This is a genomic window from Streptomyces caeruleatus (assembly GCF_001514235.1).
Taxonomy (GTDB): Bacteria; Actinomycetota; Actinomycetes; order Streptomycetales; family Streptomycetaceae; genus Streptomyces; species Streptomyces caeruleatus.
The window spans coordinates 13,485-39,838 of sequence record NZ_KQ948928.1; the positions used below are offsets into that span (position 1 = coordinate 13,485).

20 protein-coding genes and 1 pseudogene are annotated in these 26,354 nt (G+C 71.5%); 13 read left to right on the forward strand and 8 right to left on the reverse strand.

Translation table 11 applies throughout. The features are described 5' to 3' along the window. Nucleotides 1-206 precede the first annotated feature (206 nt). The 6 genes from AQJ67_RS15730 to AQJ67_RS49275 all read left to right on the forward strand — a co-directional run bounded on the left by AQJ67_RS15730 (nucleotide 207) and on the right by AQJ67_RS49275 (nucleotide 4,976). Nucleotides 207-1,037 (forward strand): helix-turn-helix domain-containing protein, encoded by an 831-nt coding sequence (locus tag AQJ67_RS15730; protein WP_062719393.1) that lies wholly within the window; start codon nucleotides 207-209, stop codon nucleotides 1,035-1,037. Nucleotides 1,038-1,131: 94 nt separating this feature from the next. After that, on the forward strand, nucleotides 1,132-2,604 hold the full coding sequence (gene rimO, locus AQJ67_RS15735) for a 30S ribosomal protein S12 methylthiotransferase RimO (RefSeq protein WP_062719394.1): 1,473 nt from the start codon (nucleotides 1,132-1,134) through the stop codon (nucleotides 2,602-2,604). Next, nucleotides 2,601-3,365, forward strand: coding sequence for a CDP-diacylglycerol--glycerol-3-phosphate 3-phosphatidyltransferase (pgsA, locus tag AQJ67_RS15740; RefSeq protein ID WP_062719395.1), 765 nt, complete (start codon nucleotides 2,601-2,603; stop codon nucleotides 3,363-3,365). Before rimO ends, pgsA begins: the two co-directional genes overlap by 4 nt. Beyond that, nucleotides 3,362-3,907 (forward strand): CinA family protein, encoded by a 546-nt coding sequence (locus AQJ67_RS15745; RefSeq protein WP_062719396.1) that lies wholly within the window; start codon nucleotides 3,362-3,364, stop codon nucleotides 3,905-3,907. The genes pgsA and AQJ67_RS15745 overlap by 4 nt, the downstream gene beginning before the upstream one ends. Nucleotides 3,908-4,016: 109 nt before the next feature. Next, complete coding sequence (locus AQJ67_RS15750) at nucleotides 4,017-4,397, forward strand: helix-turn-helix domain-containing protein (protein WP_030046881.1); 381 nt, start codon at nucleotides 4,017-4,019, stop codon at nucleotides 4,395-4,397. Between the two features lie 300 nt (nucleotides 4,398-4,697). Then, the gene (locus AQJ67_RS49275) at nucleotides 4,698-4,976 is read left to right on the forward strand and encodes a hypothetical protein (RefSeq protein WP_079055980.1); all 279 of its coding nucleotides are present in this window, start codon (nucleotides 4,698-4,700) and stop codon (nucleotides 4,974-4,976) included. Here the strand turns inward: AQJ67_RS49275 and AQJ67_RS15755 are convergent. The 3 genes from AQJ67_RS15755 to AQJ67_RS15765 all read right to left on the reverse strand — a co-directional run bounded on the left by AQJ67_RS15755 (nucleotide 4,924) and on the right by AQJ67_RS15765 (nucleotide 11,710). Next, on the reverse strand, nucleotides 4,924-5,688 hold the full coding sequence (locus tag AQJ67_RS15755) for an SDR family NAD(P)-dependent oxidoreductase (protein ID WP_062720029.1): 765 nt from the start codon (nucleotides 5,686-5,688) through the stop codon (nucleotides 4,924-4,926). The two genes, AQJ67_RS49275 and AQJ67_RS15755, sit on opposite strands and share 53 nt — an antisense overlap. Before the next feature lie 32 nt (nucleotides 5,689-5,720). Then, complete coding sequence (locus AQJ67_RS15760) at nucleotides 5,721-6,602, reverse strand: DNA-formamidopyrimidine glycosylase family protein (protein WP_062719397.1); 882 nt, start codon at nucleotides 6,600-6,602, stop codon at nucleotides 5,721-5,723. A 95-nt stretch (nucleotides 6,603-6,697) separates the two neighbouring features. Next, a complete protein-coding gene (locus tag AQJ67_RS15765; RefSeq protein ID WP_062719398.1) occupies nucleotides 6,698-11,710 on the reverse strand; it encodes an ATP-dependent helicase in 5,013 nt (1,670 codons plus the stop codon). A 269-nt stretch (nucleotides 11,711-11,979) separates the two neighbouring features. On the opposite strand from AQJ67_RS15765, the pseudogene AQJ67_RS15770 reads away from it, so the two are divergent. The 3 genes and pseudogenes from AQJ67_RS15770 to AQJ67_RS15780 all read left to right on the forward strand — a co-directional run. Beyond that, nucleotides 11,980-12,825: pseudogene (locus tag AQJ67_RS15770) on the forward strand (AraC family transcriptional regulator); the annotation flags it as partial. Nucleotides 12,826-12,841: 16 nt separating this feature from the next. Next, on the forward strand, nucleotides 12,842-13,573 hold the full coding sequence (locus AQJ67_RS15775; RefSeq protein WP_062719400.1) for an AzlC family ABC transporter permease: 732 nt from the start codon (nucleotides 12,842-12,844) through the stop codon (nucleotides 13,571-13,573). Then, a complete protein-coding gene (locus AQJ67_RS15780) occupies nucleotides 13,570-13,878 on the forward strand; it encodes an AzlD domain-containing protein (RefSeq protein WP_062719401.1) in 309 nt (102 codons plus the stop codon). The genes AQJ67_RS15775 and AQJ67_RS15780 overlap by 4 nt, the downstream gene beginning before the upstream one ends. A gap of 6 nt (nucleotides 13,879-13,884) precedes the next feature. Here AQJ67_RS15780 and AQJ67_RS15785 read toward each other — a convergent pair whose 3' ends face one another. After that, the gene (locus tag AQJ67_RS15785; protein ID WP_062719402.1) at nucleotides 13,885-14,841 is read right to left on the reverse strand and encodes a hypothetical protein; all 957 of its coding nucleotides are present in this window, start codon (nucleotides 14,839-14,841) and stop codon (nucleotides 13,885-13,887) included. A 362-nt stretch (nucleotides 14,842-15,203) separates the two neighbouring features. Here AQJ67_RS15785 and AQJ67_RS15790 point away from each other — a divergent pair, with 362 nt between their 5' ends. Then, nucleotides 15,204-16,274 (forward strand): 3-oxoacyl-ACP synthase III family protein, encoded by a 1,071-nt coding sequence (locus AQJ67_RS15790; RefSeq protein ID WP_079055981.1) that lies wholly within the window; start codon nucleotides 15,204-15,206, stop codon nucleotides 16,272-16,274. A 21-nt stretch (nucleotides 16,275-16,295) separates the two neighbouring features. Here AQJ67_RS15790 and AQJ67_RS15795 read toward each other — a convergent pair whose 3' ends face one another. Genes AQJ67_RS15795 through AQJ67_RS15805 form a run of 3 tightly spaced genes read right to left on the reverse strand, consistent with a single transcriptional unit; the run spans nucleotide 16,296 to nucleotide 20,211 of the window. Beyond that, on the reverse strand, nucleotides 16,296-17,717 hold the full coding sequence (locus AQJ67_RS15795; RefSeq protein ID WP_208614977.1) for an aldehyde dehydrogenase family protein: 1,422 nt from the start codon (nucleotides 17,715-17,717) through the stop codon (nucleotides 16,296-16,298). A gap of 20 nt (nucleotides 17,718-17,737) precedes the next feature. Then, complete coding sequence (locus AQJ67_RS15800; RefSeq protein WP_062719404.1) at nucleotides 17,738-19,117, reverse strand: aldehyde dehydrogenase family protein; 1,380 nt, start codon at nucleotides 19,115-19,117, stop codon at nucleotides 17,738-17,740. Continuing rightward, a complete protein-coding gene (locus tag AQJ67_RS15805) occupies nucleotides 19,117-20,211 on the reverse strand; it encodes an acyl-CoA synthetase family protein (RefSeq protein WP_062719405.1) in 1,095 nt (364 codons plus the stop codon). Before AQJ67_RS15805 ends, AQJ67_RS15800 begins: the two co-directional genes overlap by 1 nt. A gap of 224 nt (nucleotides 20,212-20,435) precedes the next feature. On the opposite strand from AQJ67_RS15805, the gene AQJ67_RS15810 reads away from it, so the two are divergent. Beyond that, nucleotides 20,436-21,755 carry an MFS transporter gene (locus tag AQJ67_RS15810; protein WP_062719406.1) on the forward strand — a complete coding sequence of 440 codons (1,320 nt, stop codon included), beginning with the start codon at nucleotides 20,436-20,438 and terminating at the stop codon, nucleotides 21,753-21,755. An 88-nt stretch (nucleotides 21,756-21,843) separates the two neighbouring features. Here AQJ67_RS15810 and AQJ67_RS15815 read toward each other — a convergent pair whose 3' ends face one another. Beyond that, nucleotides 21,844-23,085: a cytochrome P450 gene (locus tag AQJ67_RS15815; protein WP_062719407.1), complete on the reverse strand. Its 1,242-nt coding sequence runs from the start codon at nucleotides 23,083-23,085 to the stop codon at nucleotides 21,844-21,846. A gap of 191 nt (nucleotides 23,086-23,276) precedes the next feature. Here AQJ67_RS15815 and ccrA point away from each other — a divergent pair, with 191 nt between their 5' ends. Both ccrA and AQJ67_RS15825 read left to right on the forward strand, forming a co-directional pair. Beyond that, nucleotides 23,277-24,641, forward strand: coding sequence for a crotonyl-CoA carboxylase/reductase (gene ccrA, locus AQJ67_RS15820; RefSeq protein ID WP_062719408.1), 1,365 nt, complete (start codon nucleotides 23,277-23,279; stop codon nucleotides 24,639-24,641). Then, complete coding sequence (locus AQJ67_RS15825; protein ID WP_063807329.1) at nucleotides 24,638-26,338, forward strand: 3-hydroxyacyl-CoA dehydrogenase family protein; 1,701 nt, start codon at nucleotides 24,638-24,640, stop codon at nucleotides 26,336-26,338. The genes ccrA and AQJ67_RS15825 overlap by 4 nt, the downstream gene beginning before the upstream one ends. Nucleotides 26,339-26,354: the final 16 nt, after the last annotated feature.

The following is a 26,354-nucleotide window of genomic DNA, read 5'->3' on the forward strand; positions in this document are numbered from 1 at the left end:
ACTCACCCGTAAGGGATCATTGAGCAACCGTTCCCCTTCGGCGTACGTCAAGTTGAGGGAAGCGCGAGAATCTCGTACTCCGTCGTCGGCGTGTCCGGCCATTCCGATGGCGTACAAAGTCCTACCGCCCGGTTGCCCCACCCTTTCGTACCCCCCCTAGACTGAACCTCCAGCACAGGTGGCTTAAACGCTCGAAAGGCGCCCCCGTGTCCATCGGCAACTCCCCTGAAGACGAGCGTCCGTTCGAAGACGTGTCCGACGAAGTCCGTCCCTCGATCGGTCGTGCCCTCCAGCAGGCGCGCATCGACGCAGGGCTGACCGTCGACGACGTCAGTAACGCCACCCGGGTCCGCATCGCCATCGTGCATGCCATCGAGGACGACAACTTCGCCCCCTGCGGCGGCGACGTGTACACCCGTGGCCACATCCGGACCCTGGCCAAAGCCGTCCACCTCGATCCCGCCCAGCTTCTCGCCCAGTACGACGACTCGCACGGCGGACGGCCGGCGCCGACCCCGGCGGCCCCCCTGTTCGAGGCGGAGCGGATCCGTCCGGAGCGGCGCGGGCCCAACTGGACCGCGGCCATGGTCGCCGCGATCGTCGCCGTGATCGGGTTCGTCGGGTTCACCGCGTTCAAGGGCGAGGACGAGGGCGGCAGGGCGGCGGTCGCCGAGGGCGGCTCGACGCCGACCGCCGACAAGACGACGCCCACCCCGAAGACCGACAAGCCCAAGGACCCCAAGCCCTCGGACAGCGCCATCGCCGCTGTCCCGCAGGACAAGGTGACCGTCCAGGTCAGCGCCGCCGACGGCCGGAGCTGGATCTCGGCCAAGGACCACAACGGCAAGCTGCTCTTCGACGGCCTCCTCAAGCAGGGCGACACCAAGACCTTCCAGGACAGCGAGAAGATCAACCTCGTCCTCGGTGACGCGGGTGCGATCGACCTGTACGTCAACGGCAAGAAGATCGAGGACGACTGGCAGCCGGGCGCCGTGGAGCGCCTCACCTACACGAAGGGCGACCCGCAGGCCGGATAAGTCAGGCCGAAGGGTTGAGCTGTGGACGGGGTTGGCCAAGATCGGCCAACCCCGTCGACGTGGGCTGTCAGTGAGACAAAGTAGTCTTGAGCCCATGCCTGAACGCCGTACCGTCGCACTCGTCACTCTTGGCTGCGCCCGCAACGAGGTGGACTCGGAGGAGCTCGCAGGCCGTTTGGAGGCGGACGGCTGGGATCTCGTGGAGGACGCCGAGGACGCGGACGTCGCCGTCGTCAACACGTGTGGCTTCGTCGACGCCGCCAAGAAGGACTCCGTCGACGCCCTCCTGGAGGCCAACGACCTCAAGGGCCATGGAAGAACCCAGGCCGTCGTGGCGGTGGGCTGCATGGCCGAGCGGTACGGCAAGGAGCTCGCCGAGGCCCTTCCCGAGGCCGACGGCGTGCTCGGCTTCGACGACTACGCGAACATCTCGGACCGCCTCCAGACCATCCTGAACGGCGGCATCCACGCCTCCCACACCCCGCGTGACCGCCGCAAGCTGCTGCCGATCAGCCCGGCCGAGCGGCAGGAGTCCGCAGCCGAGGTCGCGCTGCCCGGGCACGCGCCCGTGGATCTTCCGGAAGGGCTCGCTCCGGCCTCAGGGCCACGCGCGCCCCTGCGCCGCCGCCTCGACGGCGCCCCGGTGGCCTCGGTGAAGCTCGCCTCCGGCTGCGACCGGCGCTGCTCCTTCTGCGCCATCCCGTCCTTCCGCGGCTCCTTCATCTCGCGCCGCCCGAGCGACGTGCTGAACGAGACGCGGTGGCTCGCCGAGCAGGGCGTCAAGGAGATCATGCTGGTCTCCGAGAACAACACGTCCTACGGCAAGGACCTGGGCGACATCCGCCTGCTGGAGTCGCTGCTGCCCGAGCTCGCCGAGGTCGACGGCCTCGAGCGGGTGCGCGTCAGCTACCTCCAGCCGGCCGAGATGCGGCCCGGCCTCATCGACGTGCTGACCTCCACGCCGAAGATCGCCCCGTACTTCGACCTGTCCTTCCAGCACTCCGCGCCCGACGTGCTGCGGGCGATGCGCCGCTTCGGTGACACCGACCGCTTCCTGGAGCTGCTCGACACGATCCGCAGCAAGGCCCCCCAGGCCGGCGTGCGCTCCAACTTCATCGTGGGCTTCCCCGGCGAGACGGAGGCCGACCTCGCCGAACTGGAGCGGTTCCTGAACGGCGCGCGCCTGGATGCCATCGGTGTCTTCGGGTACTCCGACGAGGACGGCACAGAGGCCGCGACGTACGACAACAAGCTCGACGAGGACGTCGTCGCCGAACGGCTGGCACGTGTCTCCCGGCTGGCCGAGGAACTCGTCTCGCAGCGGGCCGAGGAGCGTGTCGGGGAGACCGTGCACGTGCTCGTCGAGTCCGTGGACCCGGCCGAGGGCGTGTACGGCCGTGGAGCGCACCAGGCGCCGGAGACGGACGGCCAGGTGCTGCTCACGAGCGGCGAGGGGTTGAGTATCGGTCGTATGGTCGAGGCGAAGGTGGTCGGCACCGAGGGTGTCGACCTGGTGGCCGAGCCGCTTCAGGGCATGCTCGCGTGTAGTGAGGAGGCGGGCAGATGACCGGAGTTCCGGCGTCCGCCGCGGGTGGCTCCTCCCCGGCGGGTGCGGCGGGCAAGGCGAGCGCGGTGGGTTCGTCGAAGGCCCCCGGGCCGAAGGCGGGCGGCGCCGAGCCGGGTGTCGCGGGCGGTGCCAAGGCCGCGCGCGGCGGGAAGATCGCGGCCGCGGCCGTCAACCAGGCCAGCGTCTGGAACATCGCCAACCTCCTGACCATGCTCCGGCTGGTCCTGGTGCCGGCCTTCGTCGCGCTGATGCTGGCCGACGGGGGCTACGACCCGGCCTGGCGCTCCCTGGCCTGGGCGGCCTTCGCCATCGCCATGATCACCGACCTGTTCGACGGCCACCTGGCACGGACGTACGACCTCGTCACCGACTTCGGGAAGATCGCCGACCCCATCGCCGACAAGGCGATCATGGGGGCGGCGCTGATCTGTCTGTCGGCCCTCGGCGATCTGCCGTGGTGGGTCACGGGCATCATCCTCGGCCGGGAACTCGGCATCACGCTGCTGCGTTTCATCGTCATCCGGTACGGCGTGATCCCGGCGAGCCGGGGCGGCAAGCTCAAGACCCTCACCCAGGGCGTGGCCGTCGGGATGTACATCCTGGCGCTGACGGGGTGGCTGGCCACCCTGCGGTGGTGGGTGATGGCCGCTGCGGTCGTTCTGACCGTGGTGACCGGGCTCGACTATGTGAGACAAGCCATTGTGCTGCGCAGGCAGGGAATCGCCGAGCGCAAGGCCGCGTTGGAGGAGGCGGAAGCGTGAGTTCCCCGGCCGCCGACGTGGTGCGACTACTCGCAGTGAAGGGCGAGACGGTCGCTGTCGCTGAGTCACTGACCGGCGGACTGGTTGCGGCGGAAATCACAGCCGCCCCTGGGGCCTCCAAGGCCTTCCGGGGTTCGGTGACCGCCTACGCCACCGAGCTGAAGCATGAGCTGCTCGGCGTGGACGCCACTCTGCTGGAGCAGCACGGAGCGGTGAACCCGCAGGTCGCGGCCCAGATGGCAGCCGGCGTACGGAAGGCGCTGGGCACCGACTGGGGTATCGCCACGACCGGTGTCGCGGGCCCCGAGGAGCAGGACGGACAGCCCGTGGGCACGGTCTTCGTGGCCGTGGCCGGACCAGTCGACCAGGGTTCCGGTTCCGCCGGTGGCGGAAAAGTAGAGGCCCTGCGGTTGAACGGCGACCGTGCGGAAATTCGTATGGAGAGTGTACGGAGCGTACTCGCACTGCTCCTGACGGAGCTTGCGAGCGAACACAGTGGGAATGAGCGGGCACAGGATACGGAACGGAACGGGGGGTTTTGATGTTTGCAGCCCTGAGTGAACACGACATCGCTCCCCGCACGGCCGCGGCGCAAGGCGGTACGGTGGGGCGTGAAGGATGCGGCTACGCGGTCCGAGGAGGGAGCCACCGATGATTCTGCTCCGTCGCCTGCTGGGTGACGTGCTGCGTCGGCAGCGCCAGCGCCAGGGCCGTACTCTGCGCGAAGTCTCCTCGTCCGCCCGAGTCTCACTCGGCTATCTCTCCGAGGTGGAGCGGGGGCAGAAGGAGGCTTCCTCCGAGCTGCTCGCCGCGATCTGCGACGCGCTGGACGTACGGATGTCCGAGCTCATGCGGGAAGTGAGCGACGAGCTCGCCCTCGCCGAGCTGGCCCAGTCTGCTGCGGCCACACCCAGCGAGCCTGTACCGGCGTCGGTCCGCCCGATGCTGGGATCCGTGTCGGTGACCGGTGTGCCACCGGAACGGGTGACCATCAAGGCGCCTTCCGAGGCGGTGGACGTGGTCGCCGCCTGACGGTGACCAGGGTGCGCGTGGGCCGACCACGTGCCGAGAGTTGTGTGAGGCCCCGGCCGGGCCTTCTCCAGGGAGACCTGGGGGAGTGCGGTCGGGGTTTCGTGCTGTTGAGGACCTCTCGTGTCCGTGTCCGAGGCCTGCCCGGTCCGTTTGCCGGTGCGTGGCCCGGCGGTCATGGTGGAGGGGTGTGACGGCGCCTGACGCGCTGTGACGACGTTGGCCCGCGCTGCATCCGTGTGCCGTTGGTGCGCCCTCCCGGCGGGTGAACGGGCGGCCTAGCCTCGGGCTGGAGGTGAGCGGATGGCACGGCCGATAGCGCGCTGGGGGGTGGCCCTGGGGCTCGGGGCGCTGTGGTGGTGGGCCGTGCTGAGGCTCGCGCTGGCGCCCGGCGCGGGGGCACTGGAGGCGGCCGTCGCCGCGGGAGGGTGGGGGTTGAGCCTGCTGCCGGTGCACTGTGTGCCCAAGGCGCGGGCCGCGGGAGCCGTCGACCCGCGGCGGTGGGCTCAGGCCTGGCAGGCGGGGCGGGCTACCACGGCATCGCCACACCGCCGTTCGGACGCAGGATCTGCCCCGTGGTGAACGCCGAGGCGCCGGACGCCAGGTGGAGCACCGCGTGCGCGATGTCCTCCGGTTCGCCGACCCGGCCCAGGGGTGACATCCGGGCCATGAACGCCTCGGTCTGCTTCTGTGCCGCGGAGTCGTGGCGGTCGGTCATGGGGGTGCGTATCCAGCCTGGGGCGACCGCGTTGACGCGGATGCCGTGCGGGCCCATCTCCGTCGCCAGCGTCTTCGTCAGCTGCACGACGGCCGCCTTGGCCGCGCCGTAGCAGAGCAGACCGGGGCCGCCGGTGTCCACGGCGCCCGAGGCCATGGTGACGATGCTGCCGCCGATGTGCTGGGCGAGCATCGCGCGAGCCGCCTCCTGACAGGCGTAGAGCACTCCCTTGAAGTTGACGCTCAGTACACGGTCGAGGTCGTCGTCACGGGTCTCCAGGACCGTGCTGCTGTGCATGATCCCGGCGACCGCGGCCATGACGTCGAGTCGCTCGCACGAGGTGACGGCCTGGTGGAGCTGCTCGCGGTCGGTGACGTCGAGATGGTGGGTGCGGGCGGTGCCGCCGCTCGCCTTGATCAGGGCCGCCGTCTCGTGCAGGCCCTGTGCGTCACGGTCGGCGCAGTGCACGGCGGCGCCGGCCTCGGCGAGCAGAACGGCCGAGGCGCGGCCGATGCCGCTGGCGGCGCCGGTGACGAATGCGGTGCGTCCGGTGAGGTCGTACGCCTTGACGGCCATGAAGGGACGGTACGAGGGTTTCTGACGGATCGTCAATTAGTCGTACGGCGTGGAGTGCTGGGCCGGGCCTCTCGGGGAGTTCGGGGAGCCGTGTGCCGTGGGGCGGGGCTCGGGGCCGGGCCGGCCTGGCAGTTCGGGCACCAGTAGGTGGGGCGCTCGCGGGAGCCGTCACCCTGGTTCGCCAAGCGGATCGGGGTGGTGCAGCGCAGACAGGGGCGGTTCGCCCGGCCGTACACGAAGAGGTCCTGGCCGCGGCGGCCCGTCGTACTGCGGATCGGACGGTCGCGGTTGGCTTCCAAGAGCTTCTTGGCGAGCACGGGTAGCTGGGCGGTGTGCTCGGCGGGGAGTGCGCCTACGGGGAGCCACGGGGTGGCGCGGAGCAGGAAACAAAGCTCGCTCTTGTAGACATTGCCGATGCCGGCGAGATTGCGCTGGTCCAGGAGGGCCTCACCGAGGGGGCGGGCGGGGTCCGCGAGGAGATTGCCGAGAGCGCGGTCGGGGGACCAGTCCGGGCCCAGCAGGTCGGGGCCCAGGTGGCCGACGGCGTTGTCCTCCTCGGCGGTGCGCAGGAGGTCGAGGACGGGGAGGCGGTAGCCGACGGCCGTGCGGGCCGCAGAGGCGTCGGCGGCGGCGAGGATCACCCGGATCTGGTGGGCGGGGCCGCCGGTCCAGCGCTGCTCGTCGGCGTAGACCTTCCAGGAACCTTCCATCCCCAGGTGGGTGTGGACTGTCAGGCCGCCTTCGATACGGGTGAGGAGGTGCTTGCCGCGCGGGGTGATGTCCAGCACGGAACGGCCGGTGAGGTCGACGGTGGCGTACTTCGGCACCCGGAAGTCGCTGAGGGTCAGCACCTTGCCCGCGAGGGCGGAGTGCAGCCGTTTCGCGGTTTGCCAGACCGTGTCTCCTTCGGGCATGGGTCAAGGGTGGCACGGGTGTGGAGGCGCGTGCGGGGTCGTGCGGGCTTGGGCGGGGCTGCGGGCGGGGTTGGGGCGGTCCCTGGAGGTTCGGGTCAGGCGCGCAGGCGCAGGCCTCGGGGGGTGGCGATGAAGCCCGCTGCTTCCAGGAGGGTGCCTATGGGGGACGTCAGCGCCGCGGCGCCGTTCACGCGCTCCACCGTGACCGTGCCCAGGGAGCCGGCGCGGGCCGCCGACGCGAGGGTCTCTGCCGCGGTGTGCAGGCGGGGGTCGTCGGTGGGTTCGGTGTCCGGGGCGGAGGGCCAGGCCAGCAGGGTCTTGCCGCCGCGTTCCATATAGAGGGTCAGTTCGCCGTCGACGAGGACCACGAGGGAGCCTGCCTTGCGGCCCGGCTTGTGTCCGGCGCCGGTGGGGGGTTCGGGCCAGGTCAGGGCGGCGCCGTACGCGTTCGCCGGGTCGGCGGCGGCGAGTACGACGGCTCGGGTGTCGGGGGTGGGGCGGGGGCGGCGGGAGGCGGGGCCGGGGCCGTAGGGGGTGCCGCCGTTGCGCCACGCGGTGCCCTGTGGGGTGCGTGGGCCGCCTCGCGGGGCGCGGTCGCGGGGCGAGTCGTAGTCGCCGGGGCCGAGGTGGGCGTCCAGGAAGTCGTGGTCGAGGTCGGGGATGTCGTAGGCGGGAGTGCCGTCGGGGTGGTCGTATGCGGGGGTGTTTGGCTGATCGGTGTCCGGGGCGGGAAAGCCGTCGGAGGAGCCGAGGCCCCTGGAGCCGCCGAAACCGTCTGGGGTGCTGTACGGGGCAGGTGCGCCGAAGGGGTCGGGGGCGTCGGTGGTGTCTCGGGCGGCGGGGCCGGGCAGGTCCTCGCCCCGGTCGCGGGCGTTGGCCACCGCGCGCAGTCGGTCCACCGCGCCGTCCATGGCGAACTGTGCGGCGCCGAGCCCCTCGACCACGTAACCGCGTCGTGCCTGGCCGCTGTCCTCGAAGGCGGACAGGATGCGGTATGTCGCCGAGAAGCCGCCCTCGACGCCTTCCGCCGCGACCGCGCCCCGGGTCACCACGCCGTGTCGGTCGAGGAGGGTGCGGGCCAGGGCGTGGGCTCGCACGGTGGGGTCCGGTTCGTGGGCCGGGAGCAGGGACCAGCGGCCGGCGACGGTCGGCGGGCCGGAGCGGGAGGCGGGGCGGGCGGTGGCCGTGAGGGAGCCGTAGCGTCCGCGCGGGACCGTGCGCTTGGCGCGGTGGGCGGTGGAGCCCGCGGTGCGGCCGGAGCCCAGCAGGGAGCGCATGGGGGCGAGGGTGTCGTTCGTCAGACGGCCCGACCAGGCCAGCTCCCAGAGAGCGTCGGCGAGTTGGGGGTCGGTGACGTCGGGGTGGGTGGTGGCGCGGATCTGGTCGGCGATCTGACGGAAGAACAGGCCGTAGCCGCCGGACAGGGCATCCAGGACGGACTGGTGAAGTGCCGTCAGCTCCAGGGGGTGGGGCTGCGGCAGCAGCAGGGGGGCCGCGTCCGCCATGTACAGGGAGACCCAGCCGTCCTTGCCGGGGAGCGAGCCGGCTCCGGCCCAGACGACCTCGCCCGCGGAGGTGAGTTCGTCGAGCATCGCGGGGGTGTAGTTCGCGACGCGGGACGGCAGGACGAGCTTCTCCAGAGCGGATGCCGGCACGGACGCGCCCTGCAACTGCTCGATGGCGCGGACCAGTCCGTCGATGCCGCGCAGCCCGTGGCCCTTGCCGATGTGCTGCCACTGCGGCAGGAACTGGGCGAGCGCGGCCGGCGGCACCGGCTCCAGTTCATGACGAAGGGCGGCGAGGGAGCGGCGGCGGAGGCGGCGCAGGACAGTGGCATCACACCACTCCTGGCCGATGCCGGCCGGGTGGAACTCGCCCTGCACGACGCGTCCGCTCGCCGCCAGCCGCTGGAGCGCGCCGTCCGTGATCGCCACGCCCAGGCCGAAGCGGCCCGCTGCGGTGGCCGAGGTGAACGGGCCGTGGGTGCGGGCATAGCGGGCGAGGAGGTCGCCGAGCGGTTCCTTGACCGGCTCGGTGAACGCCTCGGGGACGCCGACGGGCAGGGCCGTGCCGAGGGCGTCGCGGAGGCGGCCCGCGTCCTCGATCGCCGCCCAGTGGTCGGTGCCTGCGATACGGACCTTGATGGCGCGGCGGGCGGCGGCCAGCTCCTGGGCCCAGTGGGGTTCGGCGCCGCGTTCGGCCAGTTCGGCGTCGGTGAGCGGGCCGAGGAGACGCAGGATGTCCGCGACGCCTTCGTGATCCTTGACGCGGCGGTCCTCGGTGAGCCACTGGAGTTCCCGCTCCAGCTCGGTCAGGACCTCGGCGTCGAGCAACTCGCGCAGCTCCGCCTGGCCCAGCAGTTCGGCCAGCAGCCGTGAGTCCAGCGAGAGGGCGGCTGCGCGGCGCTCGGCGAGCGGGGAGTCTCCCTCGTACAGGAACTGGGCGACGTAACCGAAGAGCAGGGAGCGGGCGAAGGGGGACGGCTCTGGGGTGGTGACCTCGACGAGGCGTACCTTGCGGGACTCGAGGTCGCCCATCAGCTCGACGAGTCCCGGAACGTCGAAGACGTCCTGCAGGCACTCGCGGACCGCCTCCAGGACGATCGGGAACGAGCCGAACTCGCTCGCCACCTGGAGCAGTTGGGCGGCGCGCTGACGCTGCTGCCACAGCGGGGTGCGCTTGCCCGGGTTGCGACGCGGCAGCAGCAGGGCGCGGGCGGCGCACTCGCGGAACCGGGACGCGAACAGGGCCGAGCTGCCGACCTGGTCGGTGACGACCTGGTCGACGTCGCCCTTGTCGAAGACGACGTCCGCCGCGCCGACGGGCGCCTGGTCGGCGTCGTACTCCAGGCCGGCCTTCGTCGGTTCCTGGTCGAGGAGGTCCAGGCCCATGAGATCGGCGTCGGGCAGGCGCAGGACGATGCCGTCGTCGGCGTGCATGACCTGCGCGTCCATGCCGTAGCGCTCGGAGAGCTTCGCGCCGAGGGCGAGCGCCCAGGGGGCGTGCACCTGGGCGCCGAAGGGGGAGTGGACGACGACGCGCCAGTCGCCGAGTTCGTCGCGGAAGCGCTCGACGACGATCGTGCGGTCGTCGGGGACGTGCCCGCAGGCCTCGCGCTGTTCGTCCAGGTACGACAACACGTTGTCGGCAGCCCACGCGTCCAGGCCGGCCGTGAGGAGGCGGAGGCGGGCGTCGTCCTTGGGCAGCGCGCCGACCTCGCGCAGGAACGCGCCCACCGCGCGGCCAAGTTCGAGCGGGCGGCCCAGCTGGTCGCCCTTCCAGAAGGGCAGGCGGCCCGGGACGCCCGGGGCGGGGGAGACCAGGACACGGTCGCGGGTGATGTCCTCGATGCGCCAGGAACTGGTGCCGAGCGTGAAGACGTCCCCGACGCGGGACTCGTAGACCATCTCCTCGTCGAGTTCGCCGACCCGGCCGCCGCCCTTCTTGGGGTCGGATCCGGCGAGGAAGACACCGAAGAGGCCGCGGTCGGGGATGGTGCCACCGGAGGTGACGGCGAGGCGCTGGGCGCCGGGGCGGCCGGTGATCGTGCCGGCGACCCGGTCCCACACCACGCGCGGGCGGAGCTCGGCGAAGGCGTCGGAGGGGTAGCGGCCGGCCAGCATGTCGAGGACCGCGGTGAACGCGGACTCGGGGAGGGAGGCGAAGGGGGCGGCTCGGCGGACGGCGGCGAGGAGGTCGTCGAACTGCCAGGTGTCCATCGACGTCATGGCGACGACCTGCTGGGCCAGGACGTCCAGGGGGTTGGCCGGGACCTTGAGGGACTCGATGGACCCGGTGCGCATCCGTTCGGTGACCACGGCTGCCTGGACGAGGTCGCCGCGGTACTTCGGGAAGACGACGCCGGTGGAGACGGCACCGACCTGGTGGCCCGCGCGGCCGACGCGCTGGAGGCCGGAGGCGACGGACGGCGGTGATTCGACCTGGACGACCAGGTCGACGGCGCCCATGTCGATGCCCAGCTCAAGACTGGACGTGGCGACGACTGCCGGGAGGCGGCCCGCCTTGAGGTCCTCCTCGACCAGAGCGCGCTGTTCCTTGGAGACCGAGCCGTGGTGGGCGCGGGCGATGACCGGGGGCGCGCCTTGGGCCGCGCCCGAGCCGCCCATGAGCTCGGCCGGTGCGTGGTGCTCGTCCAGGGTTTCGCCGGTGGCGCGCTCGTAGGCGATCTCGTTGAGACGGTTGCAGAGGCGCTCCGCGAGGCGGCGGGAGTTGGCGAAGACGATGGTGGAGCGGTGGGACTGGACGAGGTCGGTGATGCGCTCCTCGACGTGGGGCCAGATCGAGGGGCGTTCCACGCCTGCGCCTTCGCTGCCGTCGGCGACCGGGGAGCCGCCGAGCTCGCCCAGGTCTTCGACGGGGACCACGACCGAGAGGTCGAACTCCTTGCCCGACTTCGGCTGGACGATCTCCACCTTGCGGTGGGGGGAGAGATAGCGGGCGATCTCCTCGACCGGGCGGACGGTCGCGGAGAGGCCGATGCGGCGGGCGGGCTTCGGGAGCAGTTCGTCCAGCCGCTCCAGGGTGAGCGCGAGGTGGGCGCCGCGCTTGGTGCCCGCGACCGCGTGGACCTCGTCGAGGATCACCGTCTCGATGCCGGTCAGGGCGTCGCGCGTGGCCGACGTCAGCATCAGGAAGAGGGACTCGGGGGTGGTGATCAGGATGTCCGGGGGGCGGGTCGAGAGGGCTCGGCGCTCTGCGGCGGGGGTGTCGCCCGAGCGGATGCCGACCTTTACCTCCGGTTCGGGGAGGCCCAGGCGGACGGACTCTTGGCGGATGCCGGTCAGGGGGCTGCGGAGGTTGCGCTCCACGTCGACGGCCAAGGCCTTGAGGGGGGAGACGTAGAGGACACGGCAGCGCTTCTTGGGGTCGGTCGGCGGGGGTGTGGCCGCGAGTTGGTCCAGGGCGGCGAGGAAGGCGGCCAGGGTCTTGCCCGAGCCGGTGGGGGCCACGACCAGCACGTCCGATCCCTCGTGGATGGCCTGCCACGCGCCTGCCTGGGCTGCGGTGGGCGCGGAGAACGCCCCCGTGAACCAGCCGCGGGTTGCGGGGGAGAAGCCGTCGAGGGCTCGGTGCGGGTTGCTGACCATGCGTCCATCCTGCACCCGGGGACTGACAATGGGGCTGAGCTGGGCGGATGTCTTCTGCTTGCTGGTTGGGTGGGGGGTGGGGGTGGCTGTGGTGGTTGAGCGGGGGATGCCTGCGGCGGTCTGTTGCTGTTCGGTGGGGGATGCCGGCCGCTGCGGGCGGACACCCCGACACGGCCCCTTGCCGCCGTACGCGGCTGCGGCGCCGTGACGAGCCTGCCCGATCGGCATCCGCCCGATCGGCATCCGCCGTCCTCACCCAGAATGGATGTATGGCAGGTTCAGGCGAGCGGGCGCGGCACTGGCGGTACGCCGAGTTGCCCGGGGTCGATCTGCTGCGGGCGCGGTACATCCGGAAGACGTTTGTGCGGCATACCCATGAGCACTTCGTGATCGCCGCCATCGCGGACGGTGTGGAGGTTTTTCACCATCGCGGGGCCGATCAGTACGCGGGGGCAGGTGCCCTTGCGTTGGTCAATCCGGATACGGCGCATACCGGGCGGGCCGGGGTTCCGGAGGGGTGGCGGTACGGGGCCGTGTACCCGTCGCCTGAGGTGGTGGCCGAGATCGCGGCCGAGACCACCTTGATCCGGGGGACACCGGGGTTCGTGAGGCCGGTGCTGGATGACCGGTACGCGGTGGGGCTGGTGCATCAGGTGCTGCGTGCCGCTGATGAGGGCAACGCGTTGGCTGCCGACACGTTGCTTCGGGTTGCGGTGACCCGGCTGCTGCGGTTGAACGGTGGGGCCCTGCCGCAGCGGGAGGTGCGGACGGCGGGGGCCCAGGTCGCTGTACGCGCGCGTGAGGTGCTGGAAGGGCGGATGGCCGAGCCGCCGAGTCTGGAGATGCTGGCTCTTGATCTTGGCAGTAGTCCGTTCGCCTTGCTGCGGGCGTTTCGGGAGCTCTACGGGATGCCGCCGCACGCCTGGCTGACCGATGCGCGGGTGCGGGAGGCTCGGCGGCTGTTGGACGTGGGTGTCTCGCCGGCGGAGGCGGCCGTCGAGGTGGGGTTCACTGATCAGCCGCATCTGAACCGGCATTTCACCCGGATCGTCGGCGTACCTCCGGGGGCGTATCAGCGGGAGCGCAAGAACGTACAAGACGCGCGGGAGTGGCCGGCCTAGCGTCGCGGGTGTGGCAGAACAGAAAGCTCTCGAAGATCTCCGTGTCGAAGGAGACAGGCCGGATGGCGTCGTCGTACGGGACGCGCTGGGCGTCGGTGTCGCCGTCGGCCTGTCCGGGTTCGCGTTCGGAGTGACGTCGGCGGGCAGTGGGCTCACGCTCGTGCAGACCTGCGCGCTCAGTTTGTTGGTGTTCACGGGAGCGTCGCAGTTCGCGCTGGTCGGGGCGCTTGCGGCCGGCGGTGCTCCGTTGACCGCGGCCGCCGGTGCTTTCTTCCTGGGGGTGCGCAACGCCTTCTACGGGTTGCGGCTGTCGCAGTTGCTGAGCCTCACGCGCGCGGTGCGGCCGTTCGCCGCGCAGTGGGTGATCGACGAGACGGCTGCTGTCGCGCTGGCACAGCCGACCCGGCGCAGTGCGCGGATCGGGTTCGTGGTGACCGGACTCAGTCTGTACGTCCTCTGGAACGTCACCACGTTGCTCGGTGGACTCGGCGCTGAGGCCATGGGCGACACCGATGCCTGGGGGCTGGACGCGGCCGGGCCCGCTGTCTTCCTGGCGTTGCTCGCGCCGATGCTGAAGTCCGCGACCGAGCGGGCTGTCGCCGGTCTCGCCGTGGTGCTGGGGCTCGGGTTGCTGCCTGTGCTGCCTGCCGGTGTGCCCGTTCTGGTGGCCGCCCTCGCGGCGCCGGCCGTGCTGTGGGCGCAGGGGCGTCGCGGGGGAGACGTACGGGAGGGGGAGCGGTGAGTACCTGGATCGCGATCGGTGTCACCGCTCTCGGTTGTTATGCCGTCAAGCTCGTCGGGCTGCTGGTGCCCGCGGGTGCTCTGGAGCGGCCTCTCGTACGGCGTCTTGCCGCCCTGCTGCCCGTCGCCCTCCTCGCTGCCCTCACGGCTCAGCAGACGTTCGGGGACGGGCATGAGCTGGTGCTGGACGCGAGGGTGGCAGGAGTCGCCGCGGCTGCCGTGGCACTCGTCCTGCGGGCACCGTTCCTGCTGGTCGTCGCGGCGGCCGTGGTGGTGACGGCTGGGGTGCGGGCCCTGGGTGCGTGAGGCTCGTCAGCCGATGTGGCGGCCGTACGCGCGGAGTGTGCGCAGCGCCTCGATCGTCACCGCGGGGCGTGCCTCCAGGGCGGTGCCCGGCGCCCACTGCCGCCATCGGATCGGCCAGCCGCCGTCCTCCTGCTGCTCGCCGGCCAGGTGGTCGAGGGAACGGGTCATCTCGTCGTCCGTGAACCACGCGCGCGCGAAGGAGCGCGGTGTCCTCGCGAAGTGGTGCGGGAAATGGTGCGGGAAATGGTGCTCGTCGGGGGCGTAGCCGGGGGAGACCGGGTACGCCCCGAGGTCGTCCGGGTCGAGGACCGCAAGGCGCTGTTCGCGCACCAGGCGGCCCAGCCGGTCGGCGGCCGCCTCCGCGCGCGGGCGGTCGGGAGCGGAGTCCAGGAACGCCACCGCTGCCTCGATCTCGTACGGATGGGACTTCTCCAGGGACTCGACCGCCTGCCAGCAGAAGTCCGTGGCCCGGAACAACCAGGCGTGCCAGACCTCGTTGCGGTGCAGCAGACCGACCACCGGCCCGGTGGCCAGGAGCGAGCTGGGAGCGTCCTCCACGACCGGGATGAAGGGCGCCGCCGGGTAGCCGCGCTGGCTGGGGTGGATCGCCGGGAGGGCACCGTCCGGGGTGGAGACCGAGGTGAGGTAGCGGCACACGCGGTCCACGCGCTGTCCGCCGCAGCGCTCGACGGCGTCCAGGACGTGCAGTGCGCGACCGGTGTGCAGCGGCTGGCTGACCGGACCGCGCAGATCCGGCTCCAGGGCGTGGCCGTACCCGCCGTCCTCGTTGCGGTACGCGTCCAGCGCGGTCTCCACCGGGTCGGCGGCGCCGTTCAGGAAGTGGTACGCGAAGAGGCGCTGCTCGAGTACGCGCGCGGTGAGCCAGACGAACTGCTCGGCGCGGAAGAGAGGGGAGCGCGCCGGGGGCGTCGGGGGGAGGGGGGAAGCTCCGGTTTCGGGCATGCGACAGACCGTAGGGCGGAAAGCGGTCTCGACAAGCGGTCCTGGCACAGGCCCACTCTCAGGGGCGGGATACTGGACGCATGCGGTTGACGGTCCACCTACCGTGAAGTCACCAGAGGCTGGGCCGCGGCAACAGCCCGGCTGCTGTCCGGCGTGGAGACTGAAGCCGTGGCCCTGTTACATCGGCCCAGGTCGCGGCTACCGGAGGTCCACTCAGCACTGGAGGGTGCTGCGGCGGGGTTCCGAGGTACACCTGACCTGCGACGGCATGCAAGATCCAGGACCCGGTCTCCGCCCCTGCCGTGCCGCCCCGTGGCATGGACGGATGACGGGGACAGGGACGAGGTCGTCTCCTTGACGTCATGCGTGACGCGACGGCGGGCCGCCGCCCTGCTGACCAGCCCTCCTGCGGGACCGTGTACGCGCCCGCCGTGGGCGCGCTGGGCATCCTTGGCACCGGCTCGTACCTGCCCGAACAGGTCGTCGGCAATGAGACCGTGGCTGAGCGGGCCGGGGTGAGTGCCGAGTGGATCGAGCGGAAGACCGGGATCGTGGAGCGGCGGTACGCCGCCGAGCACGAGGCGGCCTCCGACCTGGCCGCCGAGGCCGCGGCGCGCGCACTGGCCGACGCGGGGGCCGGTCCTGACGACGTGGCCTGGATCGTCGTGGCCACGTCCACGCCCGACCAGCCCCAGCCGGCCACCGCTGCCTTCGTGCAGCACCGGCTGGGTGCCCGGCGTGCGGCCGCGTTCGACGTCAACGCCGTGTGCGCCGGATTCGTCGCCGCGCTGCACACCGGGACCCGGCTGCTGGCCGCGCCCGAGGCGGACGGCGGGCGCAGGCTGGCGCTGGTGGTCGGCGCCGAGGTGTACTCGCGCATCCTCGACCGGGGTGACCGCAGGACGGCGCCGCTGTTCGGTGACGGCGCGGGCGCGGTGGTGGTCGGGCCGGTGCGTGAGGGTCGCGGGTTCGTCGGCACCGGGATGCGCACCGACGGGCATCTGCACGACCTGATCGGCGTCACCGCGGGTGGCAGCAGGGCGCCTGCCTCGGAGAAGACGCTGGCCCAGGGCGACCACTACTTCCGTATGCAGGGGCGTGCCGTACGGCAGTTCGTGGAGCGGGAGCTGCCGGCGGCGGTCGCGGGCACGCTGGCCGCTTTCGGGGTGGCGGGCCGCGACGTGGCGCACTTCGTGCCGCACCAGGCCAACGGGGAGATGCTGCGCTCCGTCGCCGGGCGGCTGGGCCTGGGCACGGCCCGGACCCATCTGCCGGTGGACCGGCACGGCAACACCGGCGCCGCGTCCATCCCGCTGGCCCTGGACCACGCACGGCGCGGCCCCGACGCCCCCGCCGACGACGAGCTGGTGCTGCTCGCCGGGTTCGGCGGGGGCATGACGGTGGGGACGACGCTGCTGCGCTGGGGCCGCTGAGCCGCACGGCGCGCCCGCGCCTCACGACCGGATCGACAGCACCTGTGTGTCCGTGTGCTCCCGCACGCCTTCCACGCCGTTCTCCACCCCGAGGCCCGAGGACTTGTGACCGCCGAACGGCAGGTCAGGTGCCGGGATCGCCTCCTGGTTGATCCAGACGGTGCCGACCTCGATCCGCGCGGCCAGTTCCTCGGCCGCGGCGAGGTCGCGGCTCCAGACGGTGCCGGAGAGCCCGTACTCGGAGTCGTTGGCGCGGCGTACGACGTCGTCGAGGTCCCGGAACCGCAGCAGCGGGACGACCGGGCCGAACGGTTCCCGGGTGACGATCGCCGAGTCGTCGGCGGGGTCGTCCACCACCGTGGGGTGCACGAAGTAGCCGGGGCCGTCCGGGATCGCGCCCTCGACGAGCAGCCTGGCGCCGGAGCCGACGGTCTCCTTGATGAGGCCGACGACCTTCTCGTACTGGGCGCGGTTCTGGAGCGGGCCAAGTTGGACGCCGTCCTCCAGGCCGTTGCCGACCTTGACGGACCGTGCGAGCGAGGCGAAGCGTTCCGCGAAGGCGTCGTAGATCTCCTCGTGCACATAGACGCGTTTGGCGGCGATGCAGAGCTGGCCGCTGTTGGCGAAGCAGGTCCAGAAGACCCGCGGCACCACCTCGTCCAGGTCGACGTCGGGCAGCACGATCGCGGGGTCGTTGCCGCCCAGCTCCAGGGTGACGCGGGCGAGGGTGCGGGCGGCGGAGGCCATGACCTCGCGGCCGGTCGCGGTGGAACCGACGAAGGCGATCTTGCGGATGCCGGGATGCCCGGTGAGCCGCGGGCCGAGGCTGTCGCCACCGCTGACGGTGTTCAGGACACCGGCGGGGACGACGTCGGCCAGCAACTCGCCGATGCGCAGTGTGGTGAGGGGAGTGTGCGGCGAGGGCTTGAGCACGAGCGCGTTGCCGGCGAGCAGCGCCGGGGCGATCTTCTTGGCGGCGATGACGACCGGGTAGTTCCACGGCACGATGCCGGCGACGACGCCGAGCGGTACGCGGCGTATCCGGACGCGGTGGGTGCCGGTCTCGGTGATCTCTTCGTCGGTGTACGGCAGGGCGGCGTGCGCGTCGAGCCAGTCGGCGAAGGCCGCGATCTCGACGCGCGCGTCGGCCAGGGGCTTGCCCTGCTCGGTGGTGAGGAGCACGGCCAGTTCCTCGATGTGCCCGCGGACGGACGCCGCGCAGGCGGTCAGGACGGCCCGGCGCTCGTCCACCGATGTCGTACGCCATGTCTCGAAGGCACCTCGCGCGGCCGAGACGGCGGCATCCAACTGGGCGTCGGTGGCGTCGGGGACGTGGCCGACGGTCTCCTCGGTGGCGGGGTTGAGCACGCCCAGCGGGTCGCCTTCGGCGCCGACGAGCCGGCCGCCGATCAGCATGCGAGGGGTGAATGACGGGTGGATCAACGTCCCTCCTTCACAACGGGTCAGCGGATACAGGCCTTCGTACGCATCAGGAACGACTCCAGGTAGTCGTCGTGCGGGATGCCCGGGGGCAGCCAGTACGTGGGATGGTCGCCGAGATAGACGTTGGCGATGCTGGGCTCGGCGAAGAGCCGGTCCACCAGTGCCTCGTCGTCGGTGACGGCGGTGAGCACCACGGTGTCCCTGAGCGGCGCGACCCCGGCTTCCGGGCTCCACGGCGCCACCCACACACAGGGAAAGCGCTGCTCGATCCGGGTCTGCGGGGCGTCGGGCCGGGCCACCTGGTGCACGGCCGGCCGCAGTACCGCGGTGCCGTCCCCGAGATCGTCCACGATGCCGTCGCCGCCCAGCCACGGCGTCGTACCGGCGGCCTTGGCCAGCAGGAACCGCTCGATCCCGCGGGCCTCGGCGAGCGGCTTCACGGGCAGCACCGCCTTGGGGTCCTGGGGCGGCAGGCTGGGCAGCGCGGCGAGCCGCTCGGCGAGCGCCCGGGCCAAGGGTGCCGGGTCGCCCTCGACGTACACCGTCGTGGTGTTGATGCAGGCCGCGCCGCCGTGCGCGCTGACCGAGGAGACGACGGTGTCGAGATACGACGTCCAGTCGGCGTCCTTGGTGAGGAGGAACTTCGACCGCCCCGGACCCTGCGGCAGCACCGTCGCCGACGAGGCGTACTTGCGCACCACTTCGTCGTCGCCGTACACCATCGCCAGGTCCGCGCCCCGTACCACCTCGTCGGCCGTGGCGTGGTCGGTCGGCAGCAGGGCGACCTGGTCGGGGCCGAAGCCGGCGTCGCGCAGTGCGGTGATCCAGCGGTGCGGGCTGAACGGCTCGCGGCTCGACGGCCGCAGCGCCACCCGGTAGCCGAGGGCCAGGGACTGCAGCCACAGGGTGTGGGCGCTCGGGGTGTTGCCAGGGGCGTGGACGGCGAACACGTGGCCGCGCCGCGCCCATACGCCGCTGCCGTGCCGGGTGCGCGGGTCGCGCCAGTCGTTGACGGCGCCGGCGGGCCGGGCCAACTGGGAGCTCAGATAAGCACGTTCCGTGTACTGCGCGGTGAACTCCAGGGCCATTTCCGTAGTGACCCAGGGCAGGCCGGACACCCGGCACACGGCGTGCTGGTACTCCTCGGCGGACAGTCCGCCGACGGTCCCGGTCGCGAAGGCCCGGCCCGCCGCCGCTATCGCGTCCAGGCGCTGTTCCAGCGGCAGCGGGTCGGCCTTGCGCAGCGCCGCCATCGTCCTGGCGACGAACAGCGGGGGGACCAGGCTCAGTTCGGCGTACGGCGCACCATGGATGTCGTTGACGGTCTGGACGTTCCTCGACCGGTACGCGCCGCTCGGGCCCAGTGCGTCGAGCCGTACGAGGTGGCTCGTGGCGCTCACTAGTAGACCCCCTCGATGACCGCTTCACCGTCGAAGACCTGAACCGGCGTCACATCCGCCAGGGAATCGCCCACCTGTCCCGGCGGCCCCGGTACCCGGGTGGCCTCGTCGCGGTCGAGATTGTTGGGGAGCAGGAAGCTCCGGCTGACGTGGTTCACCACCACCCGGCCGCGTGTGCCGTACTCGACCGGCTTCCCGTCCTCGTCCACGACCCGGAAGGTGATGAAGGGGGCCGGCGGATCGAAGACGCACGCGCCGGGGTCCTCGGTGCCCCGCTGGCCGCAGCTGTGCAGCATCATCGTGCTGCCGAAGAAGCCCACGATCGGGATGCCGGGGAAGACCTCGCCGCCGAGCAGGTCACGGGTGGCGGCGTCCATGTGCGCACCGGCCCAGACGATCGCCCCGACCTTGTCCCGTACGAGAGCGGTCAACTCCTCGTCGACGGCCAGGCGTTCGAGCACCGGCGGGGTGATGGCGAGGACACCCACGTCCTGACCGCGTAACACGTGCCGGGCCTGTTCGAGGAGATGCCCGGCATAGGCACGGGCGTCCTCGGTGCGACCGGCGGCGATGAGCTGCTTGACCCAGCGCGGGTCCATGTCGATCGAGAAGGCGTGGCTGCCGCGGTCCCTGGCCAACCGCGCGTACGCGTAGCCGCCCATGTGGGGCCCGGTGGGGAACATCATCAGCCAGTTCGCGCCGCGCGGCACACCGTGCGCGTCCAGGGTCGCGCCGAGCCACGCCTGCGACTTGTCGAACCAGTCCCGTAGCAGGACCACGCGCTTCGGCCGGCCGGTGGTGCCGCCGCTCTCGTAGATCCCGCAGATGTCAGGGCGGTCGCCGTAACCGCGGGGGACGAGATCCTCGGCGCGTACGTCGCGCAGCTCGTCGCACACGTTCGGGAACAGCGCCAGATCATCGACGCCCTTCACATCGGTCAGCGGATCGAAGTCGAGGGTCCTCGCCCGCGCCAGCCAGAACGGCGAACCGGTCCTGGGGTCGAAGTGCCAGCGCATCGCCGCCCTGATGAACTCACCCGGGTCGGGATGGTCGCCGATCGGCGCGTCGAGAACGGTGTCGATGTCGTGGACCATGAAGCCTCCGATGTCTCGCTCCGCCGGCGGACCGCGCTCGGTGATGTCAATCCGGTGCGCAGTCATTGCAGTTGGGGTGGGGGAGGCCTAGAAAGCGCGCGTGCCGAGGGGCGGCACGCGCCAACTCCCGGCGTGGGACGGGCCGTTACAGTCCCGGCTCAGCTCTCCCTGGCGTGTGTCCTGGATCACTGAGCCTGCGGGCCTGATCGGAAGTGAGCCGCTCCATGTCCGAGATCACCAGAGACGTCCAACCCGTCGCCGTCCCCGCGACCGCACGAAAGTCCCCCGCGTCGCGGGTCGCCGCCGCCAGTCTCGTCGGCACGATCATCGAGTACTACGACTTCGCCGTGTACGGCACGGCCGCCGCCCTCGTCCTCGGCCCGGCCTTCTTCCCCGCCGGCAATGCCACGCTGTCCACGCTGGCCGCCTTCCTCACCGTGGCCGCCGCCTTCGTGGCCCGCCCGCTCGGCGTGGTGGTGTTCGGCGGCATCGGCGACCGGGTCGGCCGCAAGCGCGCGCTGTTCCTCTCCCTGGTCCTGATGGGCGTGTCCACGGTCGGTGTGGGGCTGCTGCCCACGTACGAGACCGCCGGTCTCGCCGCGCCCGTGCTGCTGGTGGCCCTGCGCCTGCTGCAGGGCGTCAGCATGGGCGGCGAATGGGGCGGAGCCGTGCTGCTGGCAGCCGAGCACGCGCCTCCCGGACGCCGCGCGCTGTACGCGGCGATCCCGCAGGCCGGGCCGCCGCTCGGCTTCCTGCTGTCCAGCGCGGTGATCCTGCCGACGCTGGCGATCGCGGGCCGGGACGGCTTCGCCGAGTGGGCCTGGCGCATCCCGTTCCTGCTGAGCACGGGCCTCATCGTCGTCGGCCTCTGGGTCCGGTCCCGGATCGCCGAGTCCCCCGTCTTCGAAGAGCGGCCCACCGCCGACACACCCCGCTTCCCGCTCGGCGCCCTGATCCGGGAGCACCCGCGCACCCTGCTGCTCGGTGTGGGCGCTGCCCTCGGCGGCTCCGCGATGTACTACCTGGCCACCGTCTACAGCCTCTCCTACGGGCCGGCCGCCCTCGGCATCCCGCAGCCCACGATGCTCACCGTCACCAGCATCGCCGCGGCGGCCGACGTGGCCGTCACCGTGCCGGTGGCGTTGGCGGCCGACCGGTACGGCAGACGGCCGGTGATGCTGGCCGGCGCGGCGGGGTGCGCGCTGTGGGCGCTGCCCATGTTCGGAGCCCTGGAGACCCGGAACGCCGTACTGATCACGGGGGCGTTCACCGTCGGGCTGGTCCTGATCGTCATGATGTTCGCGCCCATGGCGGCGTTCCTGCCGGAGCTGTTCCCGGCCCGGCTGCGCTACACCGGGGCCTCGGCCACCTTCATCCTCGCCGTCACCCTCGGCGGCGGCTTCGCCCCGCTGGTCGCGACCTGGCTGACCTCGCACTGGCAGTCACCGCTGGTGCTCGGCCTCTACGCCGGGGTGTTGTGCCTGGTCAGCCTGGGGTGTGTGCGGGCGCTGCCGGAGACCCGCGACCGGGACTTCGGGGTGTGACGCCCTTGAACGAGACTTCGGCGTCTGACGAACGCGAGCCGCCCGCCGTGCTGTTCAAGCACGGCGGGCGGGTTTCGTCCGATGATCCTCAGGTCGTCCTCGGCAGCGCCGGCCCGTCGAAGACCATCTCCAGCGTCCGGAACCGCCGCAGCACCGCCCCCGGCAGCAGTTCCGGTTCGAAGCCGGGCCTCACCCGCAGGCCAGGCATCCGCTGATACAGCTTCGCCGCGGCGACCTGCATCTCCAACAGGGACAGATTCATGCCGACGCAGAAATGAATCCCCTGCCCGAACGGCAGGTTCATCGGCAGGTTCGCCCAGTCACGCTCGATGAGGAACTCGTCCGGCCGGTCGAAGACCAGCGGATCATGATTCGCGGCGCTGATCACGACGAACGCCTTCTCACCCGGCTCGACATCGAGGTCCCCGATCCTGGTCGGCCTGGAACAGGTCCGCCACAGCCCCGAGATGGGCGACTCGAACCGCAGCGACTCCGCCGCCAGGGAACGCGCGAGACCCTCGGGGTCGGACAGGAACCGTGCCTTCTGCGCCGGGTAACGGTCGAGCAGATAGGCGGTGTTGCCGATCGCCCCGATCGTCGTGCCGATCCCGGCCACGTTCAGCAGCTGGATCACGCGGGCGATCTCGCCCACCTCGAAGTAGTCGCCGTCCACGCGGGCGAACGACAGCTGGGTGATCAGATCGTCGCTGCCAGGGCCGGCCGCCCGCTTCGCCCGGATCATCTCGCCGAGGTAGTCGAGCCACTCGTTGAGCTCGGAGCCGTACCCGCCCTCCGCCCGGCCGTCCATGGTGTCGGTGACCAGCTCCTCCATCCGCTGCGCCGACCGCGCGTACTCGTCGCGCTCGCCCTCAGGCACGCCCAGCAGCTCACAGACATGGCCTGCCGCCATCCGGGCCGCGAAGTCGTCGTACATCTCGAACGAGCCCCGTTCGGAGAGCTCGTCGATCAGGTCGTCCGCGAAGCGTTCGCTGAACGGGCGCATATGTTGGATACGGGACGCCGACAACGCCTTGACCAGCAGCTTCCGTTGGCGGGTGTGGCGCGGCGGGTCGGCCCAGCCCAGCACCTGCTCCTCGGGTGGCAGCGGCTCCTTGAGCGGCCAGATGTTGCCGAGCGCGCTGGACCACGACTGGTGTTCGGACAGTACCTCCTTGACGCCCTCGTAGGTGGTGACCTGGACGGCCTCCAACTCGGCGTTGCGGGCCACGGGACAGCGGGCCCGGTCGTGCGCGAGTTCCTCCCAGGGCTCACTGGCCTTGGCCGTGTAGGGCCGGTACCGCGGCTGCACATCCTCGGGCCGACTCGTCATGTCGATCTCCCTCTCAGACATCAACTCCGGTGACTGCTAAGGAACTTCTCACCTCTGACCGAAGACTGCCGCCGCCCTCGAAGGCCCGCTTCCGCTTGTGCCGCTCCGTGGCACGGGCGGGTGACATGTGAATCTTCAAGGAGATCTACTCGGCCATCACTCGACAGCCACTCGACACTCACGGATGGCCCATGGATGAGATCATCGGCGCTCTCCTCTCGGACCCGGAGGACGTCACGTCGCGGGATGTGGCGGCTCTGCGCCTGCCGGAGTACTACCGGGGCAACGTGGTGCGCCGGGAGGACACCGCGATGTTCGAGGGGATGGACTCCAGAGAGAAGGATCCCCGCAAGTCGCTCCAGGTGCAGGAGGTTCCGACACCGGAACCGGGACCGGGCGAGGCACTGATCGCCGTGATGGCGAGCGCGATCAACTACAACACCGTGTGGTCCTCGATCTTCGAGCCGCTGCCGACCTTCGGTTTCCTGGAGCGCTACGGCCGCCTCAGCGAGCAGGCCCGGCGCCATGACCTGCCGTACCACGTACTGGGATCCGACCTGGCGGGCGTGGTGCTGCGTACCGGGCCCGGCGTCAACCGGTGGCGCGCCGGCGACCGGGTCGTCGCGCACTGTCTGTCCGTCGAGTTGGAGAGCCCCGACGGCCACGGCGACACGATGCTCGACCCCGAGCAGCGCATCTGGGGCTTCGAGACCAACTTCGGCGGCCTCGCCGAGCTCGCCCTCGTCAAATCCAACCAGCTGATGCCCAAACCGGAGCACCTGACCTGGGAGGAGGCCGCCGCTCCCGGGCTGGTCAACTCGACCGCGTACCGCCAACTGGTCTCCCGTAACGGCGCACAGCTCAAGCAGGGCGACAACGTGCTGATCTGGGGCGCGAGCGGCGGACTCGGCTCGTACGCCACCCAGCTGGCGCTCGCCGGGGGCGCCAACCCGGTCTGTGTCGTGTCCTCGCCCCAGAAGGCGGACATCTGCCGTGCCATGGGCGCCGAGGCGGTCATCGACCGCAGCGCCGAGGGCTACCGGTTCTGGAAGGACGAGCACGACCAGGACGCCAGGGAGTGGAAGCGGTTCGGCAAGCACATCCGTGAGCTGACCGGCGGCGAGGACGTCGACATCGTCTTCGAGCACCCCGGGCGCGAGACCTTCGGCGCCTCCGTCTACGTCACGCGAAAGGGCGGCACCATCGTCACCTGCGCCTCCACCTCCGGCTACCGGCACGAGTTCGACAACCGCTACCTGTGGATGTCCCTCAAGCGCATCGTCGGCTCGCACTTCGCCAACTACCGCGAGGCCTGGGAGGCCAACCGGCTGGTCGCCAAGGGCCGCATCCACCCCACGCTGTCCAGGGTCTACCCGCTGGACCAGGCCGGGCACGCGGCGTACGAGGTCCACGCCAACCTCCACCAGGGCAAGGTCGGCATCCTCTGCCTGGCCCCACGAGAGGGCCTCGGCGTGCGCGACCACGCGTTACGCGCGCAGCACATCGACGCCATCAACCGCTTCCGCCCGCGGACGCGGAAACAGGAGGCGTCGTGACGATCGGCCTGACCGGCATCATCGGCCTCGGCACCGTCGGCGAGGCCTTCCTCCGCCTCGCCCACCAGGCCGGCCATCGCATCGTCGCCGTCGACACCGACCTGGACGTACTCGCCCGCGTCGGCAACCGCCTCAAGGCCCTCGCCGCGGACTCGGTCGTCCTCACCGACGACCTGGCCGCACTCAAGGACGCCACCGTGATCATCGAGGCGGTGCCCGACGAACTCGCCCTCAAGACAGCGGTGTTACGCCGTCTCGGCGAGGTCTCGCAGGCTCCCGTGCTCACCACCGCCTCCGCCCTCTCCGTCCCTCACCTCGCCATCGCCTCCGGCCGCCCGGAGACCGTCGCGGGCCTGCGCTTCCTCGTGCCGCCCGGCCCCGGCGGCACGGTCGAACCGGCGCCCACCGCCCTGACCTCCCCGGCCACCGCGAGCGCCGTCGACTCGCTGATCGCCGAACTGGGCCTGACCCCGGTCGAGATCGGCGCCGGACCGGCCGAGGACGCCACCGCGCTCGTGATGGCGTACCTGAACCGGTCCGTGGCCTTCCTCGAAGCCGGGCACGCCACCCGCGACGACATCGACACCGCGATGCGCCTCGGCTGCGGACTGCCGTACGGGCCGCTGCGGCTCCTCGACACCCTCGGCCTCGACACGGCCCACGCGACCCTGACGCGACTGCGCCGGCAGACCGGCGACCCCTCCTTCGCCCCCGCGCCACTGCTGACCCGACTGGTCGACTCCGGACGGCTGGGCCGCAAGACCGGCGAAGGGTTCCACGCATACGACGACGAGGGCGGCACATCCTCGGAGGCACCCCGCGACAGCCCCGTGGGCCGCCCCGTCCGTACCGTCGCCGTCCTCGGCTCCGGCGTCATGGCCCGAGGGATCGCCGAGGTCACGGCGACCGCCGGTCATCCCACCGTGCTGGTGGCACGCGGCCGGGACAAGGCCGACGCCGCCCTGGCGGCGATTGCCGACTCCCTGACCCGCGCCGTCCGCCGCGGCAGGACCACCCCGGAGCAGAAGGCCGCGGCCCTCGCCCGACTCACCCCCGCCACGGACCTGCAAGCGGTCGCGGACCGCGATCTGGTCATCGAGGCGGTGGCGGAGGACCTGGACGTCAAACGCCCGCTTTTCGCCCGGCTCGGCACGGTCGCCAAAGCGGACGCCATCCTCGCGACGACCACCTCCAGCCTCTCCGTGACGGCCTGCGCGCAAGCCTCCGGACGGGCCGCCGACGTCGTCGGCATGCACTTCTTCAACCCGGCACCCGCACTGCGCCTGGTCGAACTGGTCCGCACCGACGCCACGTCCGACGACGCGTTCACCGGCGCCGACGCCTTCGCCGCCGGTCTCGGGAAGTCCACCGTGACCTGCCCCGACCGCGCCGGCTTCATCGTCAACTGCCTCCTCTTCCCCTACCTCGGCGCCGCCGTCGGCCTGCTGCGCCGCCCCGGCACCGACATCGAGGCGACCGACAACGCCGTCCAGCAGGGCTACGGCCATCCCATGGGCCCCTTCGCCCTCCTCGACACGATCGGTCTGGACGTCGCGCTGGCCATCCAGCGCCGCCTGTACGACCAACTCGCCCAGCCGGAGCAGAAACCCGCCCCCCTTCTGGCCGACCTCGTCGCCGCCGGTGCGTTGGGCCGCAAGAACGGCAGGGGCTTCCGTACCGCGGGCGGCCGACGCTGATCCGGCAGGAGCCCGC